At 61.2% G+C, this 16,388-nt stretch carries 19 protein-coding genes, 1 tRNA gene and 1 other RNA gene; 10 read left to right on the top strand and 11 right to left on the bottom strand.

Features of this window, described 5'->3' with window-relative positions; all coding sequences use genetic code 11:
* Positions 1-3: 3 nt before the first annotated feature.
* From B0E55_RS23415 to ffs, 3 genes are all read right to left on the bottom strand, one after another.
* Positions 4-1,359, bottom strand: a complete 1,356-nt coding sequence (locus B0E55_RS23415) for a glycosyltransferase 87 family protein (protein WP_020968199.1) — start codon at positions 1,357-1,359, stop codon at positions 4-6.
* A 98-nt stretch (positions 1,360-1,457) separates the two neighbouring features.
* Positions 1,458-2,750, bottom strand: coding sequence for an aminotransferase class I/II-fold pyridoxal phosphate-dependent enzyme (locus B0E55_RS23410; protein ID WP_080910555.1), 1,293 nt, complete (start codon positions 2,748-2,750; stop codon positions 1,458-1,460).
* Between the two features lie 42 nt (positions 2,751-2,792).
* Positions 2,793-2,892, bottom strand: an RNA gene (ffs, locus tag B0E55_RS23405) — signal recognition particle sRNA small type.
* 136 nt (positions 2,893-3,028) lie between these two features.
* Here ffs and B0E55_RS23400 point away from each other — a divergent pair.
* A tRNA-Ser gene (locus tag B0E55_RS23400) sits at positions 3,029-3,116 on the top strand.
* Between the two features lie 56 nt (positions 3,117-3,172).
* Here the strand turns inward: B0E55_RS23400 and B0E55_RS23395 are convergent.
* From B0E55_RS23395 to B0E55_RS31950, 4 genes are read right to left on the bottom strand one after another with little or no spacing between them, the layout of a single operon-like run.
* Positions 3,173-3,604, bottom strand: a complete 432-nt coding sequence (locus B0E55_RS23395) for a YbaB/EbfC family nucleoid-associated protein (protein ID WP_108912727.1) — start codon at positions 3,602-3,604, stop codon at positions 3,173-3,175.
* On the bottom strand, positions 3,601-4,191 hold the full coding sequence (locus tag B0E55_RS31370) for a hypothetical protein (RefSeq protein WP_020905887.1): 591 nt from the start codon (positions 4,189-4,191) through the stop codon (positions 3,601-3,603). The genes B0E55_RS23395 and B0E55_RS31370 overlap by 4 nt, the downstream gene beginning before the upstream one ends.
* A complete protein-coding gene (locus B0E55_RS23390; protein ID WP_080910553.1) occupies positions 4,188-4,541 on the bottom strand; it encodes a hypothetical protein in 354 nt (117 codons plus the stop codon). The genes B0E55_RS31370 and B0E55_RS23390 overlap by 4 nt, the downstream gene beginning before the upstream one ends.
* Positions 4,542-4,577: 36 nt before the next feature.
* Entirely contained in the window at positions 4,578-4,766 is a 189-nt protein-coding gene (locus B0E55_RS31950) for an alpha/beta hydrolase (protein WP_206745219.1), read from the bottom strand.
* Positions 4,767-4,937: 171 nt separating this feature from the next.
* On the opposite strand from B0E55_RS31950, the gene B0E55_RS23385 reads away from it, so the two are divergent.
* The gene (locus B0E55_RS23385; protein ID WP_080910552.1) at positions 4,938-5,756 is read left to right on the top strand and encodes a pentapeptide repeat-containing protein; all 819 of its coding nucleotides are present in this window, start codon (positions 4,938-4,940) and stop codon (positions 5,754-5,756) included.
* Between the two features lie 51 nt (positions 5,757-5,807).
* Here B0E55_RS23385 and B0E55_RS31710 read toward each other — a convergent pair whose 3' ends face one another.
* Positions 5,808-6,116 (bottom strand): DUF6191 domain-containing protein, encoded by a 309-nt coding sequence (locus B0E55_RS31710; protein ID WP_007731580.1) that lies wholly within the window; start codon positions 6,114-6,116, stop codon positions 5,808-5,810.
* 134 nt (positions 6,117-6,250) lie between these two features.
* On the opposite strand from B0E55_RS31710, the gene B0E55_RS23375 reads away from it, so the two are divergent.
* Together B0E55_RS23375 and B0E55_RS23370 are read left to right on the top strand one after the other, a co-directional pair.
* Positions 6,251-6,922, top strand: a complete 672-nt coding sequence (locus B0E55_RS23375) for a response regulator transcription factor (protein ID WP_080910551.1) — start codon at positions 6,251-6,253, stop codon at positions 6,920-6,922.
* Positions 6,923-6,961: 39 nt separating this feature from the next.
* A complete protein-coding gene (locus B0E55_RS23370) occupies positions 6,962-7,741 on the top strand; it encodes a helix-turn-helix domain-containing protein (RefSeq protein ID WP_019746520.1) in 780 nt (259 codons plus the stop codon).
* Positions 7,742-7,763: 22 nt separating this feature from the next.
* On the opposite strand, the gene B0E55_RS23365 is transcribed toward B0E55_RS23370, so the two are convergent.
* Both B0E55_RS23365 and argE read right to left on the bottom strand, forming a co-directional pair.
* On the bottom strand, positions 7,764-9,053 hold the full coding sequence (locus tag B0E55_RS23365; RefSeq protein ID WP_080910550.1) for an MFS transporter: 1,290 nt from the start codon (positions 9,051-9,053) through the stop codon (positions 7,764-7,766).
* Between the two features lie 30 nt (positions 9,054-9,083).
* Entirely contained in the window at positions 9,084-10,271 is a 1,188-nt protein-coding gene (gene argE, locus B0E55_RS23360; RefSeq protein ID WP_080910549.1) for an acetylornithine deacetylase, read from the bottom strand.
* A gap of 111 nt (positions 10,272-10,382) precedes the next feature.
* On the opposite strand from argE, the gene B0E55_RS23355 reads away from it, so the two are divergent.
* The 5 genes from B0E55_RS23355 to B0E55_RS23335 all read left to right on the top strand — a co-directional run bounded on the left by B0E55_RS23355 (position 10,383) and on the right by B0E55_RS23335 (position 14,616).
* Positions 10,383-11,450 carry an Lrp/AsnC family transcriptional regulator gene (locus B0E55_RS23355; RefSeq protein WP_225989443.1) on the top strand — a complete coding sequence of 356 codons (1,068 nt, stop codon included), beginning with the start codon at positions 10,383-10,385 and terminating at the stop codon, positions 11,448-11,450.
* Positions 11,451-11,501: 51 nt separating this feature from the next.
* The gene (locus tag B0E55_RS23350) at positions 11,502-12,062 is read left to right on the top strand and encodes a TIGR03086 family metal-binding protein (protein ID WP_080910602.1); all 561 of its coding nucleotides are present in this window, start codon (positions 11,502-11,504) and stop codon (positions 12,060-12,062) included.
* A gap of 51 nt (positions 12,063-12,113) precedes the next feature.
* Positions 12,114-12,722 carry a TetR/AcrR family transcriptional regulator gene (locus tag B0E55_RS23345; protein WP_019746515.1) on the top strand — a complete coding sequence of 203 codons (609 nt, stop codon included), beginning with the start codon at positions 12,114-12,116 and terminating at the stop codon, positions 12,720-12,722.
* A 1-nt stretch (position 12,723) separates the two neighbouring features.
* Complete coding sequence (gluQRS, locus tag B0E55_RS23340; protein WP_046377796.1) at positions 12,724-13,620, top strand: tRNA glutamyl-Q(34) synthetase GluQRS; 897 nt, start codon at positions 12,724-12,726, stop codon at positions 13,618-13,620.
* A gap of 255 nt (positions 13,621-13,875) precedes the next feature.
* Positions 13,876-14,616 (top strand): EAL domain-containing protein, encoded by a 741-nt coding sequence (locus B0E55_RS23335; RefSeq protein ID WP_019746513.1) that lies wholly within the window; start codon positions 13,876-13,878, stop codon positions 14,614-14,616.
* 28 nt (positions 14,617-14,644) lie between these two features.
* Here the strand turns inward: B0E55_RS23335 and B0E55_RS23330 are convergent, their stop codons facing one another.
* Positions 14,645-15,298 (bottom strand): DUF4190 domain-containing protein, encoded by a 654-nt coding sequence (locus B0E55_RS23330; RefSeq protein WP_020968190.1) that lies wholly within the window; start codon positions 15,296-15,298, stop codon positions 14,645-14,647.
* Between the two features lie 130 nt (positions 15,299-15,428).
* On the opposite strand from B0E55_RS23330, the gene B0E55_RS32665 reads away from it, so the two are divergent.
* The gene (locus B0E55_RS32665; protein WP_029254274.1) at positions 15,429-16,142 is read left to right on the top strand and encodes an RDD family protein; all 714 of its coding nucleotides are present in this window, start codon (positions 15,429-15,431) and stop codon (positions 16,140-16,142) included.
* The last annotated feature ends 246 nt before the right edge of the window (positions 16,143-16,388 follow it).

Below are 16,388 nucleotides of genomic sequence, written 5' to 3'. Positions count from 1 at the left end.
ACGTCAGGCGGCAGTTGTGACCGGCGCCGACGCATCCGGAGCCGGAATCTTCCACTTCTTCCAGCCGAACAGAACCAACGTCGAGACCGCGGCAAGCGTGAAGACCCAGAGGTAGACGCCGACGGTCGGAATCCGCAGATACTCGGGCGGCACGAACATGAACAGGCCCATTCCGACAAAGCGATCCGTACCCGGAATGACCGACGGGTCCCACCAAGTGTGAGACCAGTTCAAGACTGGGAGCAGGAAAACGAACGGCGCCACCCACGCCCAGCGCTTCTTCGACACCATCGCGTAGTGCGCGGCGAGGACGACCAGCGGGACGAACCACACCCAGTGATGACCCCACGAGAACGGCGAGACAGTGGTCGCAGTCAACCCCGTCATGGTGAGGCCGAGCAATTTCTGGCCGTGCCGGTGAGCAATCCACGCGGCACCGAGTCCGAGGCATACTGCCAGCGCACTGAAGACGAGGACCAGGACCCGCGACGGCGTCGGAGTGTGAGTGAGCTGAGCAATCAGACCGGACACGGACTGGTTGCTCGGAGCATCCGTCGGTCCGACGCGTTCGCTGTCGACAAGAGTGCCGGTCCAGTACTTGTACGCATCGTTGTAGATCACGACGAAACCAATCGCGACGGTCGCCGCGAACGTCACGACGGCCGTCACCAACGCACGCCATTGACGAGTGATGAAGAGGTACGCCCAGAAGAAGGCCGGAGTGAGCTTCACACCGGCGGCGATGCCTGCCCCGATTCCTCGGAGCCGACTCTTCTCGTCCCGACCGAGGTCCCACACGATCAAGAGCAGCAGGAAGATGTTGATCTGCCCGAGCCAGAGCGTCGTACGTATCGGTTCCATGAACAGAAAGATCGTGGTGGCCAACGCACTGACGGCGTACGCCTTCACGTCGAGCCGATAACCGAGGTACTTCCAGCACAACACGATCACTGCGAACAGCGCAGCGATGTTCAAACCCGTCCACACGACAATCGCCTGTTTGAACGAGAGCACCGCCCACACCGTGAACAGCAAAGCCGCAAACGGGGTGTACGTGAACATCATCCCTTCCAGGACTGGCCCGTCGTACAACGGAAGGCCCTGAACCACAACGCTGCCGCCGTGGCGGTAGACGTCGAGATCGAGGAAATTTTCGAAGATCCCCCAGTACCGCGTATTCATCGGCACGGCGAAAAGAACCATCAGCACGGACGCGACAGCCAGAACACCGAGTACAGAGAATCCGAGAACACCGACACGGAGACTGCGTCGCGGTATGTCAGCTTCGATGACCGACTCTGATTTCGCGGTGTGCGCCTCGAAAGAAGGCCCATCCGAAGCGTTGATCGCGCCCGTCACTACAACCTCCGGGATTTACACCCTATGTCGGGAATTGATGCTCCGAACGGTACAAGACGAGACCGAAAAGTACCGACCGGGCACGCCGCTTCGAGAACTCAGATCTCGGAGAGACGCGATTCGGTGGCTGCGAGCAGGACACACGTCGCCACGCCGTCCATGGCAACTTCGAGTTCAGCCGTGGACGGGAAGCTCGGGGCCAACCGGATGTTCCGGTCATCCGGATCCGTGCTGTACGGGAAAGCCGATCCGGCAGCGGTGAGCGCGATACCCGCGTTCTTCGCCAGTTCGATGACGCGCTTGGCCGTGCCGTCGACCACGTCGAGGCTGATGAAGTATCCGCCCTTCGGCTCCGTCCAGGACGCGACCTTCGAAGCACCGAGACGATCCTCGAGGATCCGCAGTACGAGCTCGAACTTGGGCGCGAGGAACGCGCGATGCTTCTCCATGTGCGCACGAACGCCGTCGGCGCTGCCGAAGAAACGCAGGTGGCGAAGCTGATTGACCTTGTCAGGTCCGATGCTCTTCTTACCCAGAAACTTCTGGTACCAGGCAAGGTTTTCCGCCGAGCTACCGAAGAAGCTCACACCAGCGCCGGCGAAAGTGATCTTGGACGTCGACGCGAACACGAGCGGACGGTTGGGGTGACCGGCCTCCGCTGCCATCGAGAGAATGTCGTAGGAAGGCGCAGTCTCGCCGACGAGAGGATGCACGGCATACGCGTTGTCCCAGTACAGGCGGAAGTCGGGCGCGGCCGTCGGCATCGACGCGAGCGTCCGGACAATTTCTTCGGAGTACACGGCACCGGTGGGGTTCGCGTAAACCGGAACCGCCCACATGCCCTTGATCTGCGGATCTGACGCAACAAGTTCGGCGATCTTGACGACATCCGGGCCGTCGTGGTTCATCGGCACCGCAATCATCTCGATGCCGAGGGACTCGGTGATCGCGAAGTGGCGGTCGTAGCCCGGTGCGGGGCAGAGAAACTTGATCTTCTCTTCCTGTGCCCACGGCCGGGCCGAATCCGGAGTGCCGTGCAGCAGTGAGAACACGACGTTGTCGTGCATGATCTCGAGGCTCGCGTTGTTGCCGGCGAGAATGTTCGCAACGGGGATACCCAGCAGCTCACCGAAGATGGCGCGCAGTTCCGGCAGACCGGTGAGTCCGCCGTAGTTACGGCAGTCGGTGCCGCTGCCGTCACGGAAGTCACCGTCGCCGGGCAGCGTCAGCAGCTCTGCGGAAAGGTCGAGTTGTTCCGGGGAAGGCTTACCGCGGGTCAGATCGAGTGCGAGCTTCTGCGCCTGGAGCTGCGTGTACTTCGCGCTCTGGCTCTCATGCTCGGAGGTGAGTTCTTCATGGCTCATCAACCCGATCTGGGTTTGGATAGGCATCCGGAGCGGCCTTTCACCGACGAGGCGGGGTCGGGTATGTGAAAAAAATAGAGGACCCCGCGCACCCGGCAGAGCCCGTTGACCCTTGCTGCCTTCCGGCCCTGGGGGAGTTCACAGGATGCGCGCCGCGCGGGATCCAATGAACAGTGTAGACGGCTTTCGTCGGCCGCTGCACACCACCTATCGGGGCGGAGATGCAAACCCTGAGATCCACCGGTTCTTCGCAGGTCAGGTACCCGTTTAACGCTTCACGCTCGCAATTGGGTATGCTGCTCCACGGAGGATTCGCCTAGTGGCCTATGGCGCTCGCCTGGAACGCGGGTTGGGTTAACGCCCTCAGGGGTTCAAATCCCCTATCCTCCGCCAAAGGAACCCCTGTGAACTGCTGAGAAGCGGTTCGCAGGGGTTCTTTTTGCCCGGGCTCAGGCACGTCGCATGAACGAACCGCCGTCGAAGGGTAGGTCGTCGTCGACTGACGCGCGGTCGGCTCGTTTCACCACGTGAGGTTCAGGTGCGGCCGGCGCCTGATCGAACGCGTCCACTGCATTGAAAGCATTCATTGCCCTGGCGACGCGAAGGTCACGGGGGAGTGGGGCGCGTAGTTCTTGCGCGGCAGACGCTGCTGACGCAGAAGCGGTTCGGTGGGCCGCTGCGATCGAGGCGGAGAGCGCAGCCGCGCCGGCCCGGAGACCGCTCTCGGTGAGTTGCAAGTCAGTGATCGCGCCGTACGCGTCGACCTCGACGCTGACTGCACCACCTCCAGCATCTGCGCGGGCGCGAACCTTCCCGACCTCGGCGTCGACTTGGCGAGCGAGGACAGTCAACTCGGGAAACGAGGACGCGGGCCCGGTCAAGGTTGATCGATCTGCACGGGCGCGTTCGGACGATCCGATGCATCGGGTCGGGGGAAACACGGCGACGACCCGGTCAAACTTGCTCCCCGCGCGTACTCCTCCAGAACCATTCGATATCCATCCGGCAAGATTGTCTCGGTGCTCGTCGAGTCCCCAGCGGAGTCGTACGTTCGAAACTTCCAGCCGCGCTCAGTCCACAGATTGCGAATCGGATCACCGAAACCTGGGATGTCGGCGGTTTCAGTTGAGGTGAGGAAGTACGTCACGCCGTAGTCCACGGATGTGTCCTTCGACAGATTGCTGTCATTGCACGGGACGGTGCCACCCGGATCGAGGGTGACCTTCTGGTTCAGTTCGGAATACCGCGTCAAGTAGGCGCCCGGCGGCAGTACCGTGATCGTGTCCGTCATGTATTCGATCACCTTGGCCTGTGCCTGCATGAGGGTCAGATTCAAGTTGGCTTCCATCACTTTCCCGTTCTCCGTCGTCGTACACGCCGACAGCAGGGTCGTACACGCCGACAGCAGGATTGCCACCGCGATACTGCTCATGCCGAGTGCTTTACGGCGTCGCGTTGCGTTGGTCATGGCGCTCCTAGTCCGGCGATCACGTGGCCCATCCCGGCAAGAGCCGGGTTGGTGCGTTCCCAATACTCGCTGTGTGCGACTGGGCTGGGGAGCTCGCCCAACAGACCCGCGTCGATCCCGGTTCCGGGTGCGGATTCGATGACAGTGGCACCGAATCCGATCAGCGGAAGATCGTTCGCGGGGTTCGCGCCATGCGAGAGACCGCCGAACACGTCCCCGATCATCGGAACCGGATCGTTGGCCGCGGCGGCGGCGTACACGTGGCCACCGACATGTTCCGGGGCTTCCCACGAAGAACAGATCATTCGCGTCCATTGATCGTCCGTCCGAGGCGCCGCAGCGCCGATCACGGTCGATCCGTAAATGTGTCCGATGACCGTGTTGCATTAATGCGTGCCGTCGTGGGATGCACGCAGTCCGTCTTGGAATCGATCCAGCGATCCCGCGCCGCCGTCGGCGTACCCGTCGAGCCCTGCTTGTGGAATCGATTGCGGCGCATCGTATCCATACCACGTCGTCACTGAAGTCGACCCTGCGATTGCGGCCCTCTCCAACGCCCGTTGCCCCGAATCCAACCGCCGCCCGCTTGCAGTATTTCGTTCCCCACCCAAGCCCCCCGGCTTCGAATCGACATGCGAAAAGCAGCGTAGCAGCGCATCGACTGCTTCAGAACCACGAAAATTCGTTTGACAGACTCACGAACTCGAAGCCAGACTTTCCGTCCAACCCAACAATCGGGAGTACGCGTGCTTGCCGGCCAGACCAATCTGCTCGCGGATTGCAGCAGTTGCTTCGGCCTGTGCTGCGTCGCACTCCCCTTTTCCAAGTCCTCCGACTTCGCGACCAACAAGAATGCCGGCGACCCCTGCAAGAACCTGCAGCAGGATTTCCGTTGCGGCATTCACACCGGATTGCGAAAGAAGGGCTTCACCGGTTGCACCGTGTACGACTGTTTCGGTGCGGGACAGAAGGTTTCACAGCAGACCTACGACGGCATCAGCTGGCATGACGCCCCGGAGACCACGTCAGACATGTTCGAAACGTTCCCTGTCGTACGCCAGTTGCACGAACTGCTCTGGTATCTCGCCGAAGCCCGCTCGCTGAAGCAAACCCACTCGATACGAAAGGAACTCGACGCTGCACTCGCAGAGACGGAAAGCCTGACCAACGGCACGCCTTCGCAGATTCAAGCCGTCGACGTCTCAGCACACCGAGCGACTGTCAACACACTGCTCTTGCAGACGAGTGACCTTGTGCGCTCACCTGTCTCGGGCAAGAAGGGTCGCAAACTCGACCACCGCGGCGCAGACCTCATCGGCGCCAAATTTCGTGGTTCCGACCTACGTGGGGCCAACTTTCGCGGGAGTTATCTGATCGGTGCAGACCTCCGCGGCTGCGAACTCGATCGCGCCGATCTGATCGGTGCAGACTTGCGCGGCACCGACATTCGCGGCGCAAAACTCCGCGGCAGTATCTTTCTCACTCAGTTCCAGATCAACGCGGCGGTTGGCGATTCGGCTACCACACTCCCCGATTCACTGACCCGCCCCAGCCACTGGGCCTGAGCCCGACTGTCAACTCCGTCGACTGTCAACTCCGTCGACTGTCGGCGACTGTCAACTCCGTCGACGGAGAACGACCTTGTTAGCTTCCGGATCGACGGACACCCACGGCGGGTCACCGTCGGTTCCGTCCTCACGATGCATCAACGCGCTCTGCCGCTGTTCGAATTCATGATGCTTGGACCCCTGAAACAGGGCAGCAACCTCTTCGAAGCCCGCCGCCGAGACCGGACGAGTCGTGCGCCCCCTGGTCCACGGCAGGGCCCGGCCACCGGTGAGCCGGTTCCAGAGAGTCTCGGCGAACGCGAACAGGACCAGCAGCACGAGCAAGCCTGGCAGCGTCAACGCGAACAGAGTGCCCATGAAAGAAGTCTAGCGACGAACGCCCCCAGGTTCCCTCAACTTTTGATCAGCCACCTTGTTGTGGCCATGCGGTGGATGATCTGCCAGAATGCAAGCTGTTACGACTAGTAACACCTTCGGGGGGAGGATTTCACGTGAGCTTGATACTTGCAGCTACCGACCGTTCGGAGCTTGCCCAGACACTCGGGGCCGAATTAGTACATTTTGGTCATCAAACACAGCTCGTCCGCACCGGGCGCCGCCTACTCGACGACCTGGACACCGACAGTTTCGATATCGCCGTGATCGATCTCTTGTTGCCGGACATCGACGGCTACGAGATTGCACGACAGATCCGCTTGCGCAGTTCGATGCCGATCATGATGTTGGTGGATACCCACGAGGACATCGACGAAGCACCACATGGCGCTGTCTCGGACTTCGTACTGAACCCGATCGATTCTCACGCGCTCGATCTTCGGGTCACCGCGATCCTTCGTGAAACCGCGCATCCCGCCGCCGGAAAACACCAACGTCACGGTGACCTGCTCCTCGATCGACGTTCAATGACGGCGACGATGGGCGGAAAGCTGCTCGTCCTCAGCCGGACCGAATGGCGGGTACTCCTGGAACTGTCGACCGAGCCTGGGCGCGTGTACTCGCGTGATCATCTGATCCGAAACGTCTGGGGTTCCGACCACGAAAAGACACGTGTGGTCGACGCGACCATTCTCAGCTTGCGGTCCAAACTCGAATCCAATCCCGCGAAACCGAAGTACATCAAAACCATCCGGGGGTTCGGATATCGCTTCGGCCCGGTCGAATGAACTCGCCTTCGTGTCGGTGGCGCTCGATAGGCTCTTGTCATGGGTTGGTACACACCACAATCGGTCGCCCCGGATCTCTCCGACATCCTGGTGTGTGGCTGGACGGCGTGCGCAGAAGGTGAACACCTGCTCGTGCCCGATGCTTGCATGGACGTGCTGTGGATACGTGGCGTCGGCATACGCGTCTGTGGCCCCGAAACCGCTGCATGGTCATTCACTCTTCCGCCCGGAACACGCTCCGTGGGTGTTCGATTCCGCCCTGGATCGGCATCGCCGATGTTGCGAACCTCGGCGTCCGAGCTTCGAGATTCTCGCGCTGACCTCAGCGCTGTAACCGACGCACGCACGGAACGAATACTGTTGAACCGCTTGGAAAATTCCGAAGACCACGAACAAGTCTCGATCCTCGAAAGCGCTGTCCGGAGTTGGGCAAGTTCGAGTTTCCGTCACGATCCGGTGATCAACCACGTCCGCACCGCACTGTCCGAACATTCGTGGAATGTCAGCACTCTCGCCGACGCGGCGGCACTGACTTCGCGCCAACTCCAGCGTCGATGCAACGACGCCTTCGGATACGGCCCTGCAACGCTGCGCTCGATCCTGCGCCTCCAGCGTTTCATGGCGCTCGCCCGCAGTCGACCCGCACTGGGCCTCGCTGAATCCGCAGCCCACTGCGGATTCAGCGATCAGGCCCACTTGACGCGTGAATGCCGCCGAATCTCTTCGCTGACCCCGGCAGCTCTACTGCGAACCCAAGCCCCCGACTGGCACGGGTCGGAAACCGTTGTCGCGCTGGCAGAGGGAGACGCGGTCGCATGATCGCTACCGCGCTCCCCCGCCGTCACTTCTGACTGAAAAGCGTCCTGGCAGACCACAGCCCGCCGAGGGAGAGCACTGCGACCGTCATGTAGTAGTAGCTCGGAGCGTCGAGCGAGCCTGTCGTACTGATCAACCAGGTCAAGACCAACGGCGCGATTCCGCCGAGCAAGGTCACTCCGAGGTTGTACGACAACGACATCCCGGTAGCCCGGATCTCCGCCGGGAACAGCGAACTCATCAAGGCAGGCAACGGGCCGAAGGCAAACGCCATGATGACGCCCAGGACCGAAACAACCAGGACGAGCGTCAGAGTCGAGGGGTGATCGACCATCAGTTTGAAGAGCGGCCAGGCCAGGACGATTGCCGCAACGGCGGCCCAGGTCATAACTCTCGCAGGTCCGACCCGGTCTGCAAGATGACCGATCAACGGCACGGTGATCAAGGTGACCAGCCCGGCGACGATTCCGCCGAGGTAGCCGGCAGAGGCGGATACTCCGAGGTTCTTCACGGCAAACGTCGGCATGTACAAGATGAGGTAGATCGAGATCGTCGCGACGCCGACTACTGCGGCGCCGGTCAGCACCCGGCCGAGATGCCTGGTCAGCGTCGTCTTCAGCGGGGCCTTTTCCGGGACGCTCGTCTTGAAATCGTCCGTTTCATCGAGCTTGGCGCGGATGTAGAGACCGACCGGCCCGACGATGATGCCGAAGAAGAACGGAACGCGCCAGCCCCACGAGTAAAGCGCTTCATGCGAGAGATGGGTATTGAGCACGTATCCGAACAACGATGCCAGGAAAACCGAAGCACCCTGGCTGGCAACCTGCCAGGAAGAGTAGAACGCCTTCTTGTGCGGTGCAGTTTCCACGAGGAAGGTTGTAGCAGTACCGAATTCACCGCCTGCGGAGAATCCTTGAATGAGTCGCGAAACCAGGATGACGACGCCGACCCACGGCCCGATCATCGAGGTCGTCGGCGCCACCGCCATGATGAGCGTGCCGATCATCATCAGCATCATCGTCAACGTCAAGGCGTTCTTGCGCCCGCGACGGTCGGCATAGCTTCCGAGAACCATCCCGCCAAGCGGCCGGATGACGTACGAGATCGCGAACGTCGCGAACGTCAGTATCAAGCCGAGAGTGTTGTCGCCGCCGGGAAAGAAGTTATGGGCGATGACCACTGCAAATGATGCGTAGACGATGACGTCGAACCATTCGAGCGCAGCGCCGAGCGAACTGCTGATCACCGCCTTGCGAGCAGCGGCCAGGCGTTCCGGGGTGACTGCTCCGGAGGTTGGCGTAGTTGCCGTGGACATGGTTTTCCTTAGGGGGGGGGTGAGGGTGGGTCAGGCGCGGGCGTGAGCGATGACGTTCCGAACGAACTGCTCGCACTGTGCCAATTGGTCAAGTGTCACGTACTCGTCAGGTGCATGCGCCTGAGTGATGCTTCCCGGCCCACACACAACAGTGGGGACACCGATACTCGCGAACATCCCGGCCTCGGTGGCGTACGCGACCTTTTCGTCCGAGGGCCGACCACCCCATTGTTCGACCAGTGCGGCCGCCGAAGCATTCGCATCCGTCTCCAGGGGAGGAACCGAGGCCGACACGTGCATCGTCACGGAGGCTGACGGGTTTTCTTCCTGCATCAGGTTTTCGATCCGATTCGCCTCGGTGGCAAAGCGTTCGAGCAAATCTGCGGCGCCAGCTGAGCTGATGCTCCTGAATTCGAAAGTGATCGAGCAATCCTCGGGGACAGTGTTCACTGCGATCCCGCCGGATACGAGATTGACCGAACACGTCGTCCAGGCCACGTCGAATGCGTCGTCGTACGGGCCGGACGCACGGAGCTCGTCGGCCGCGCTTCTGACGAATCGAATCAACTCCGCGCCGTATTCGATCGCGTTGACTCCTCGCGGAGTAAGCGACGAGTGCGCCGAAACACCATGCAGATCAACACGTATGACGTTCATCGACTTGTGTGCGCGAATGACCCGCATCTCCGACGGCTCTCCGACGACGCACACATCAGGGCGCAGGTTCCGGGAAACAACCTCCTCGACCAACCCGGCCGCACCGATGCAGCCGACTTCCTCGTCGTAGGAGAATGCAAAGTGAATCGGCTTCGCCAGCGGCCGAGCAACGATGTCGGGGATCGCCGCGACAACGATCCCGATGAACGACTTCATGTCGCACGTGCCGCGTCCGTACAGACTTCCGTCGCGAATTTCGGGAGTGAAAGGATGGCTGCTCCAGTCTTGATCGTCGACCGGCACTACATCTGTATGGCCGGAAAACATCACTCCACCGGCAGTGCTTCCGTCAGGAGGCGTGAATGTTGCCAACAGGTTCAGCTTGGAACCCTCGTCGTCGGAAACGAGTATCGGCTCGACCCCGTGGCGACGTAGTTCCGCGGCGATGAGATCGATCAACGGTCGATTGCTCACGGCACTCGTCGTATCGATTCCGATGAGGCGCTGCACCCAGTCGAGACTTCTCTCGGTTGGAACAGCGGACAACGTGGTGGACGACATCTGGGTTCTCCTTTCACAGCACGAACGCGGTGGGCACTTGCCACCGCGTTCTGCCCTTCGAGCATGAATGAAGTGATCCCAGACACAATGAAGATGCACGATACTTGCAACATGATCGAAGAAACGCAGGATTCCGCCGTGCTCGACGACGTCGACCTCGCCCTGATCAATTGCCTGCAACTCGACCCGCGAGCGTCGTGGCGCACGGTTGGTGACGCGCTCAAAGTTGATCCCGTTACCGTCGCGCGCCGCTGGCAACGGCTACAGGACTCCGGCACCGCCTGGGTCTCCGCGAGGGCAACCGGCCACGGCCGTCCGGAATCGTGTCTGGCTTTCGTGGAAGTCGACTGTACGACTTCGAACGCCTTGGCGATTGCGGAACGTCTTGCCCGCTGGCCGCAGGTTCTGAGCGTCGAACACACAAGCGGCCCAGGCGACTTGACCCTTCTCGTCGAGGTCAGAGACATGGCTTTCCTGTCGCGTTTCCTGCTTCGCTCACTCGCGTCGGTGCCCGGGATCGTCAGTTCGCGTGCGCACCTCGTCACCGAGGTCTTCGCGATCGGAGACGACTGGAAATTGCAGGTACTCGATGCCACGCAGCGGGCGGTGATGACAGACCGGCCTGTGCGCTACAAATATGCTCCGACGGATCAGCGCCATCACGGGAAGACTTTCGACGCGGTCGACCGCCAATTGATATTGAAGCTGGGCGAGGACGGTCGATCCTCGATTGCCGAGCTCACGGTCGGTACCGGCCTCAGCGAAAGTACGGTCAGGCGGCGACTTGCCGAACTGACGTCGCGCAACCAAATCGTGTTCCGCTGCGACGTGTCTCTACCGCTGTCCGGCTGGCCCCTCGTGACCTGGGTGTGGGGATATGTCGATCCCACGGACCGGTCGACGATTCGTGCTCTGGTGGAGCGAGTGCCTGGAACACGAGTGTGCATGCGGATATCCGGTGGACGCGCCAACACACTGCTCGCGATCGCCGCACACTCCCTTCGCGAAACTCCCATTACCGAAGTACAACTCGCACAAGAGGCACCGGGCCTGGTGGTGCTGAACAGGTCAGTGGTGCTGCGATCGATGAAGAGGGTGGGCCGACTTCTCGATGACGAAGGCAAGAGCGCCGGGGTCGTACCGATGGACATCTGGGCGGAAGCCCCGGAGATCGAGTGAATGTCCGAAATAATCAATCATGACGCGCCGCGGTGGAGAAGGATTGCTGTCATGACTTCAACAGAGATCTCCCCCGCCCAGCGTTATCGGGATCTGGCCGCCGGCTTCACGGCGCGGATCGACGCCGTACCCGCCGACCGCTGGGACAACGCTTCCCCCTGCGAGGGCTGGACCGCCCGCGACGTGGTGAGACACGTGCTCGACAGCGAACGAGACATGGTCAAGGTAGTCGGCCTGGAATTGGCACCCGGTCCGTCGGTCGACGACGACCCGTCGGCAGCCTGGGCGGCCGTCCGAGATTCGATGCAGGCCATTCTGGACGATCCGGCAAAGTCCACCCTCGAATACGACGGGCACTTCGGCCGGACCAACCTCGGGGCCACGGTCGAGGGGTTCTTGTGTTTCGATCTGGTCATCCACGGTTGGGATCTCGCAGCCGCGACCGGCACCGATACGACGATGCGTGACACGGACGTGGAGTGGGTGTCGGAGATCGCCGCGGGCCTCGGCGAGTCGATCCGTATGAGCGGTGTGTGCGGCCCGGAAATACAGGTTCCGGACAACGCTGACAAAGCGACGAAACTCCTTGCCTTCCTCGGCCGGAAGGCGTGAAAAAGCACCCCTGACGTGGGCATTACTTCCATACACATGTAATGTCGCGGTATGCCGGAACGCCGAAAATCCTCCACGAGTCCAGACCTGCTTGCGGCGGCATTGTTCGATGTCGCCGCGGAATCCGGACTGGAAAATGCCAGCGTTCGCGAGGTCGCAAAACGGGCGGGTGTCTCGATCGGCGCAGTGCAACATCATTTCTCGACCAAGGACGAGATGTTCGCATTCGCACTGCGAACACTCGTCGATCGATTGTTGACCAGACTGGCCGAATCGTCCGCCGACGCGGACCCGCATACCGCCCTGTTCCAGGCGCTCTCGCAACTCCTGCCCCTCGACGAGCAACGCACGCGTGAGGCGCATGTGCTCGCCGCGTTTGCCGTGCGCGCCGCAACCAGTGAGTCACTCTCCGAAATCCGCCGGACAACCCTGTTCACAATCCGCACCGGCATCTCGACAGTTCTGATCGGGATCGGAACTCCGGAAGCGGAAACCAGAGCGGCACTTCTACTTTCAACCGTCAATGGATTGGCCCTCGACGCACTCGGAAGCCCCGCCATGTATCCGCCGCAGTACCTCGATCACGCTTTGGAAACCCAGATCCGCCTCACCCTGCACGACGCCGAGAACCCGCTCGCCTCCGTCGGGCTCGCCAGCTGACGTGGCAGGAGCAGGGCGCTTCGCGCCGAGCCCGTCCGGCGATCTCCATCTGGGAAACCTCCGTACCGCCCTCTTGGCCTGGCTGTTCGCCCGCACCAGCGGTCGCGACTTCCTCATTCGAGTCGAGGATCTCGACCGTGTCCGACCCGGCTCGATGGAACGACAACTCGACGATCTGCGCAGGCTCGGCCTCACATGGGACGGCCCAGTCGTATTGCAGTCGCACCGTCTTCCCTTGTACCACAACGCTATCGAGCTACTACGCGAGCGCCACCTGACCTATCCCTGCTTCTGCACACGCAAGGAGATCCTGCAGGCACCGTCCGCTCCCCATGCTCCCGATGGCGCCTATCCCGGCACGTGCCGGAACCTGTCGGCGGCCGAACGCGCCGAGAAATCGGCAAGCGGCCGATCCCCCGCGCTGAGGCTACGGGCCGACATCGATTCGTTCACCGTGCACGACGAACTGTTCGGCGAGGTGACGGGGCAAGTCGACGACGTCGTCCTGCTCCGCGGAGACGGCGTACCCGCCTACAACCTCGCCGTTGTCGTCGACGACGGTGCGCAGAACATCGATCAGGTGGTCCGCGGCGACGACCTCCTGACCTCGGCGCCGCGTCAGGCGAACCTTGCTCAACTGCTCGACATCGAACCGCCGTCGTACGCCCACGTTCCTCTCGCGTTGAACAGTGAAGGCAAACGACTCGCGAAGCGCGACGGCGCAGTGACTCTGGCCGATCAACTCGAGGCCGGACGCAGTGCCGAACAGGTCCTGACAATGATCGCGTCGAGCATCGGTCTCGCTGAACCCGGCGAAGTTGTCACACCACCCCAATTGGCGGATCGATTCGACTCTCGCAAGATCCCCCGAACCCCGTGGATTTTCCCGGCGAAGTAAGTGAAGTTTCAATCGACACCTCGTCGGGACAAAAGCTCGATTGTCCGATATGACAAAGCCGTCCGCAATAGCTATTCGTTGGCAATTCTCGATTAGTGAAGTACGGTCAAGACTGGCGAAGGAAATTCAGGGCGAGTAGTCCCTGCAAAACTACGCCCGGGATCTGAACCTGGGATCCGACCGCAGTACCCACTTGCAGCATCCACGCTGACACGCACGTGCGGCACGGGCGACTCAGGACGAAAAGGAATACGCATGGTCCGCGAGCTTCGCGAGGCACTCGACGACCATCAATTCGAGGTGTTGTATCAACCCCAGGTCAATCTGAACTCGTCAGCAATTATCAGCTATGAAGCACTTCTGCGGTGGCGCCATCCGCTTCGAGGGTTGATCGAACCCCAAGATTTCATGCGCTCCGCCGAATCCTCTGGGCTCATCATTCCCATCGGGCTGCAGGCTCTGGACATGATCTGTGCCCAAACAGCGTCGTGGCCTGAGCACATGATGGTCGCGGTCAACTTTTCACCTCGCCAACTCGCTACCCCGCACGCCGCTCACGAGATCCTCGGAGCGCTGGACAGTTCAGAAACCCCACTGAGCAGAATCATCGTGGAAGTCACCGAACTCGGCGTCGTGGGTCGGCATGCCGCCGAGACTCTTCACGTCTTGCATAACGAGGGAATTCGAATCGCGCTGGATGATTTCGGGGCGGGCTTCGCGTCTTTCTCCGCGTTGTCGGAATTGCCGCTCGACATTCTCAAGATCGACCAATCCTTGACCTGGGCCGTCAGCGCAGCGGGTCGTGCTGGAGACCGCGCCTTCATGGTCATGGAGTCAATCGCCGACATCGCTCGGAAACTCGGGCTTGATTCGATCGCCGAGGGCGTCGAAACCGCGGAACACGCAGCCAACGTCTTGCAGGCCGGCTGCGATATGGGCCAGGGCTATTACTTCGGGAAGCCGCTTCCTGCGTCGTCCATAGTCACTCCCGTGTGAGCGCCAGCCACTTCAGTACGACGCCACTTCAGTACGACGACGATGCGCTCGCGATGAGTGCGACCACGAGAATCACGGCAAAAATGGCCAAGAAGGTTGCTCCGACCGCAATTCCGGCTATCGCAAGCCCGCGTCCCTCTTGACCTGTCTGCTTGATCTGATTGAGCGCGACGATTCCCAAAATGATTCCGATGATTCCGCCGAGACTGTAGAAACAACCGCCTGCAAGCGATACCACCAACGACGCAATTGCGAGACCATTGGTGCCGACTGGCTGCATCGGCGGGATGTATCCACCAGCGAATTGGTTCGGTTGACCGTACGCATTCGGCGGTTGACCGTATTGGGGCTGTCCGTATTGAGCTTGTCCGTATTGTCCGGGTTGCTGATATTGATTCGGCTGATATTGATTCGGCGGTCCGAAATTCTGCGGCGGCAGGTATGGATTGGGTTCACCAATTCCACCCGGCTGAGGCGTATTACCGGTTGGGTTGTACGACGGCGGCGGATAACCCGGGTACTGCTCGTTGGGAGTGGTATATCCGGGAACTTCAGGTGAAGACTGCGTTTCGGACGGGGACACGCCGTACCCCTCGGGCGGCAGGCTCGGAAATTCTCCGTATCCAGGTTTTGCCTGGTAATCGCTCGAAGAATCGTCGTTGTTGCCCCCGGAACTCGTCATACAACGCAGCCTAAACCACAGGTGACCTCCGAATCCAAGTGAGCAGATGTCATCCACATCGCTCTTTGATCCCAGTAGGGTCATATCCACTGTCACACTCGAGCGCGATATTTACGACTGAGGGGAACACATGACAACCGGCGGGTACGACCCCAACCAGAATCCAGAAGGAGGGAAGCAATTCCCACCCCAGGATCCATATGGCCAGCAGGGAACACCTCCTCCCGGAAGTTACCCACCTCCCGCCGGCCCCCCGCAGGGCGGTAGCTACCCGCCTCCTCCACAGGGCGGGAACTTCCCGCCCCCTCAGGGTGGCAACTACCCGCCGCCCGGTGGATACCCGCCGCCTCCGCAAGGCGGCAACTTCCCGCCGCCTCCGCAGTTCAACGACCAAGGTGCGTACGGCGGAGGAAATCGACTGCCCTCTGGCGCCGAAGCCGGTGGACTGGGTATTCGATTCGGCGCTCGCCTTATCGACTACATCATTCTCGGCCTAGTGGTCGGGCTCCTGATCATCTTCGTCGACTCGGGATACTGGATAACAGGCCTGCTGACTGCCCTTCTGACATTCGCATATTTCGTTGGGTTCGAGGTCACACAAGGTTGGACCCCAGGCAAGAAGCTCCTTGGGCTGTCGGTGAAGGCCCCGGGAGGCGCTGGCCTTCCCACTCCGCAGCAGTCCGCAATTCGCAACGCATTCAACCTCTTGTCGATCATTCCGATCATCGGAGGACTTCTCTCGCTCGTTGCGTACATCGTCATCGCGGTCACCATCAACAACAGCCCCACCAAGCAGGGCAAGCATGACGAGCTCGCTGGTGGGACTCAGGTAGTCAAGGGTTAGGTAGACATATATGACAACCGGTGGGCAAGACCCGAACCAGAACCCAGAAGACGGGAAGCAATTCCCACCCCAGGATCCGTACGGCCAGCAGGGAACACCCCCTCCGGGGAGTTATCCTCCACCGGCGGGTCCTCCGCAGGGTGGAAGTTATCCCCCGCCCGGCGGCTACCCGCCGCCCCCACAGGGCAACTTCCCTCCACCCCCGCAGGGTGGAAGCTATCCCCCTCCCGGCGGAAACTACCCGCC

Source organism: Rhodococcus sp. 66b (assembly GCF_002076325.1).
Taxonomy (GTDB): domain Bacteria; phylum Actinomycetota; class Actinomycetes; order Mycobacteriales; family Mycobacteriaceae; genus Rhodococcus_F; species Rhodococcus_F erythropolis.
Note: the sequence above shows the minus strand (reverse complement) of the source record. Positions and strands in the feature narration are given on the sequence as shown.

Excerpts from the sequence above, each read along its gene's own strand:
- B0E55_RS23410 (WP_080910555.1), bottom strand. The coding sequence starts at position 2,750 with ATGCCTATCCAAACCCAGATCGGGTTGATGAGCCATGAAGAACTCACC.
- B0E55_RS31370 (WP_020905887.1), bottom strand. The coding sequence starts at position 4,191 with ATGACCAACGCAACGCGACGCCGTAAAGCACTCGGCATGAGCAGTATC.
- B0E55_RS31710 (WP_007731580.1), bottom strand. The coding sequence starts at position 6,116 with ATGGGCACTCTGTTCGCGTTGACGCTGCCAGGCTTGCTCGTGCTGCTG.
- B0E55_RS23370 (WP_019746520.1), top strand. The coding sequence starts at position 6,962 with ATGGGTTGGTACACACCACAATCGGTCGCCCCGGATCTCTCCGACATC.
- B0E55_RS23365 (WP_080910550.1), bottom strand. The coding sequence starts at position 9,053 with ATGTCCACGGCAACTACGCCAACCTCCGGAGCAGTCACCCCGGAACGC.
- argE (WP_080910549.1), bottom strand. The coding sequence starts at position 10,271 with ATGTCGTCCACCACGTTGTCCGCTGTTCCAACCGAGAGAAGTCTCGAC.
- B0E55_RS23355 (WP_225989443.1), top strand. The coding sequence starts at position 10,383 with ATGATCGAAGAAACGCAGGATTCCGCCGTGCTCGACGACGTCGACCTC.
- B0E55_RS23350 (WP_080910602.1), top strand. The coding sequence starts at position 11,502 with ATGACTTCAACAGAGATCTCCCCCGCCCAGCGTTATCGGGATCTGGCC.
- B0E55_RS23345 (WP_019746515.1), top strand. The coding sequence starts at position 12,114 with ATGCCGGAACGCCGAAAATCCTCCACGAGTCCAGACCTGCTTGCGGCG.
- B0E55_RS23335 (WP_019746513.1), top strand. The coding sequence starts at position 13,876 with ATGGTCCGCGAGCTTCGCGAGGCACTCGACGACCATCAATTCGAGGTG.
- B0E55_RS23330 (WP_020968190.1), bottom strand. The coding sequence starts at position 15,298 with ATGACGAGTTCCGGGGGCAACAACGACGATTCTTCGAGCGATTACCAG.
- B0E55_RS32665 (WP_029254274.1), top strand. The coding sequence starts at position 15,429 with ATGACAACCGGCGGGTACGACCCCAACCAGAATCCAGAAGGAGGGAAG.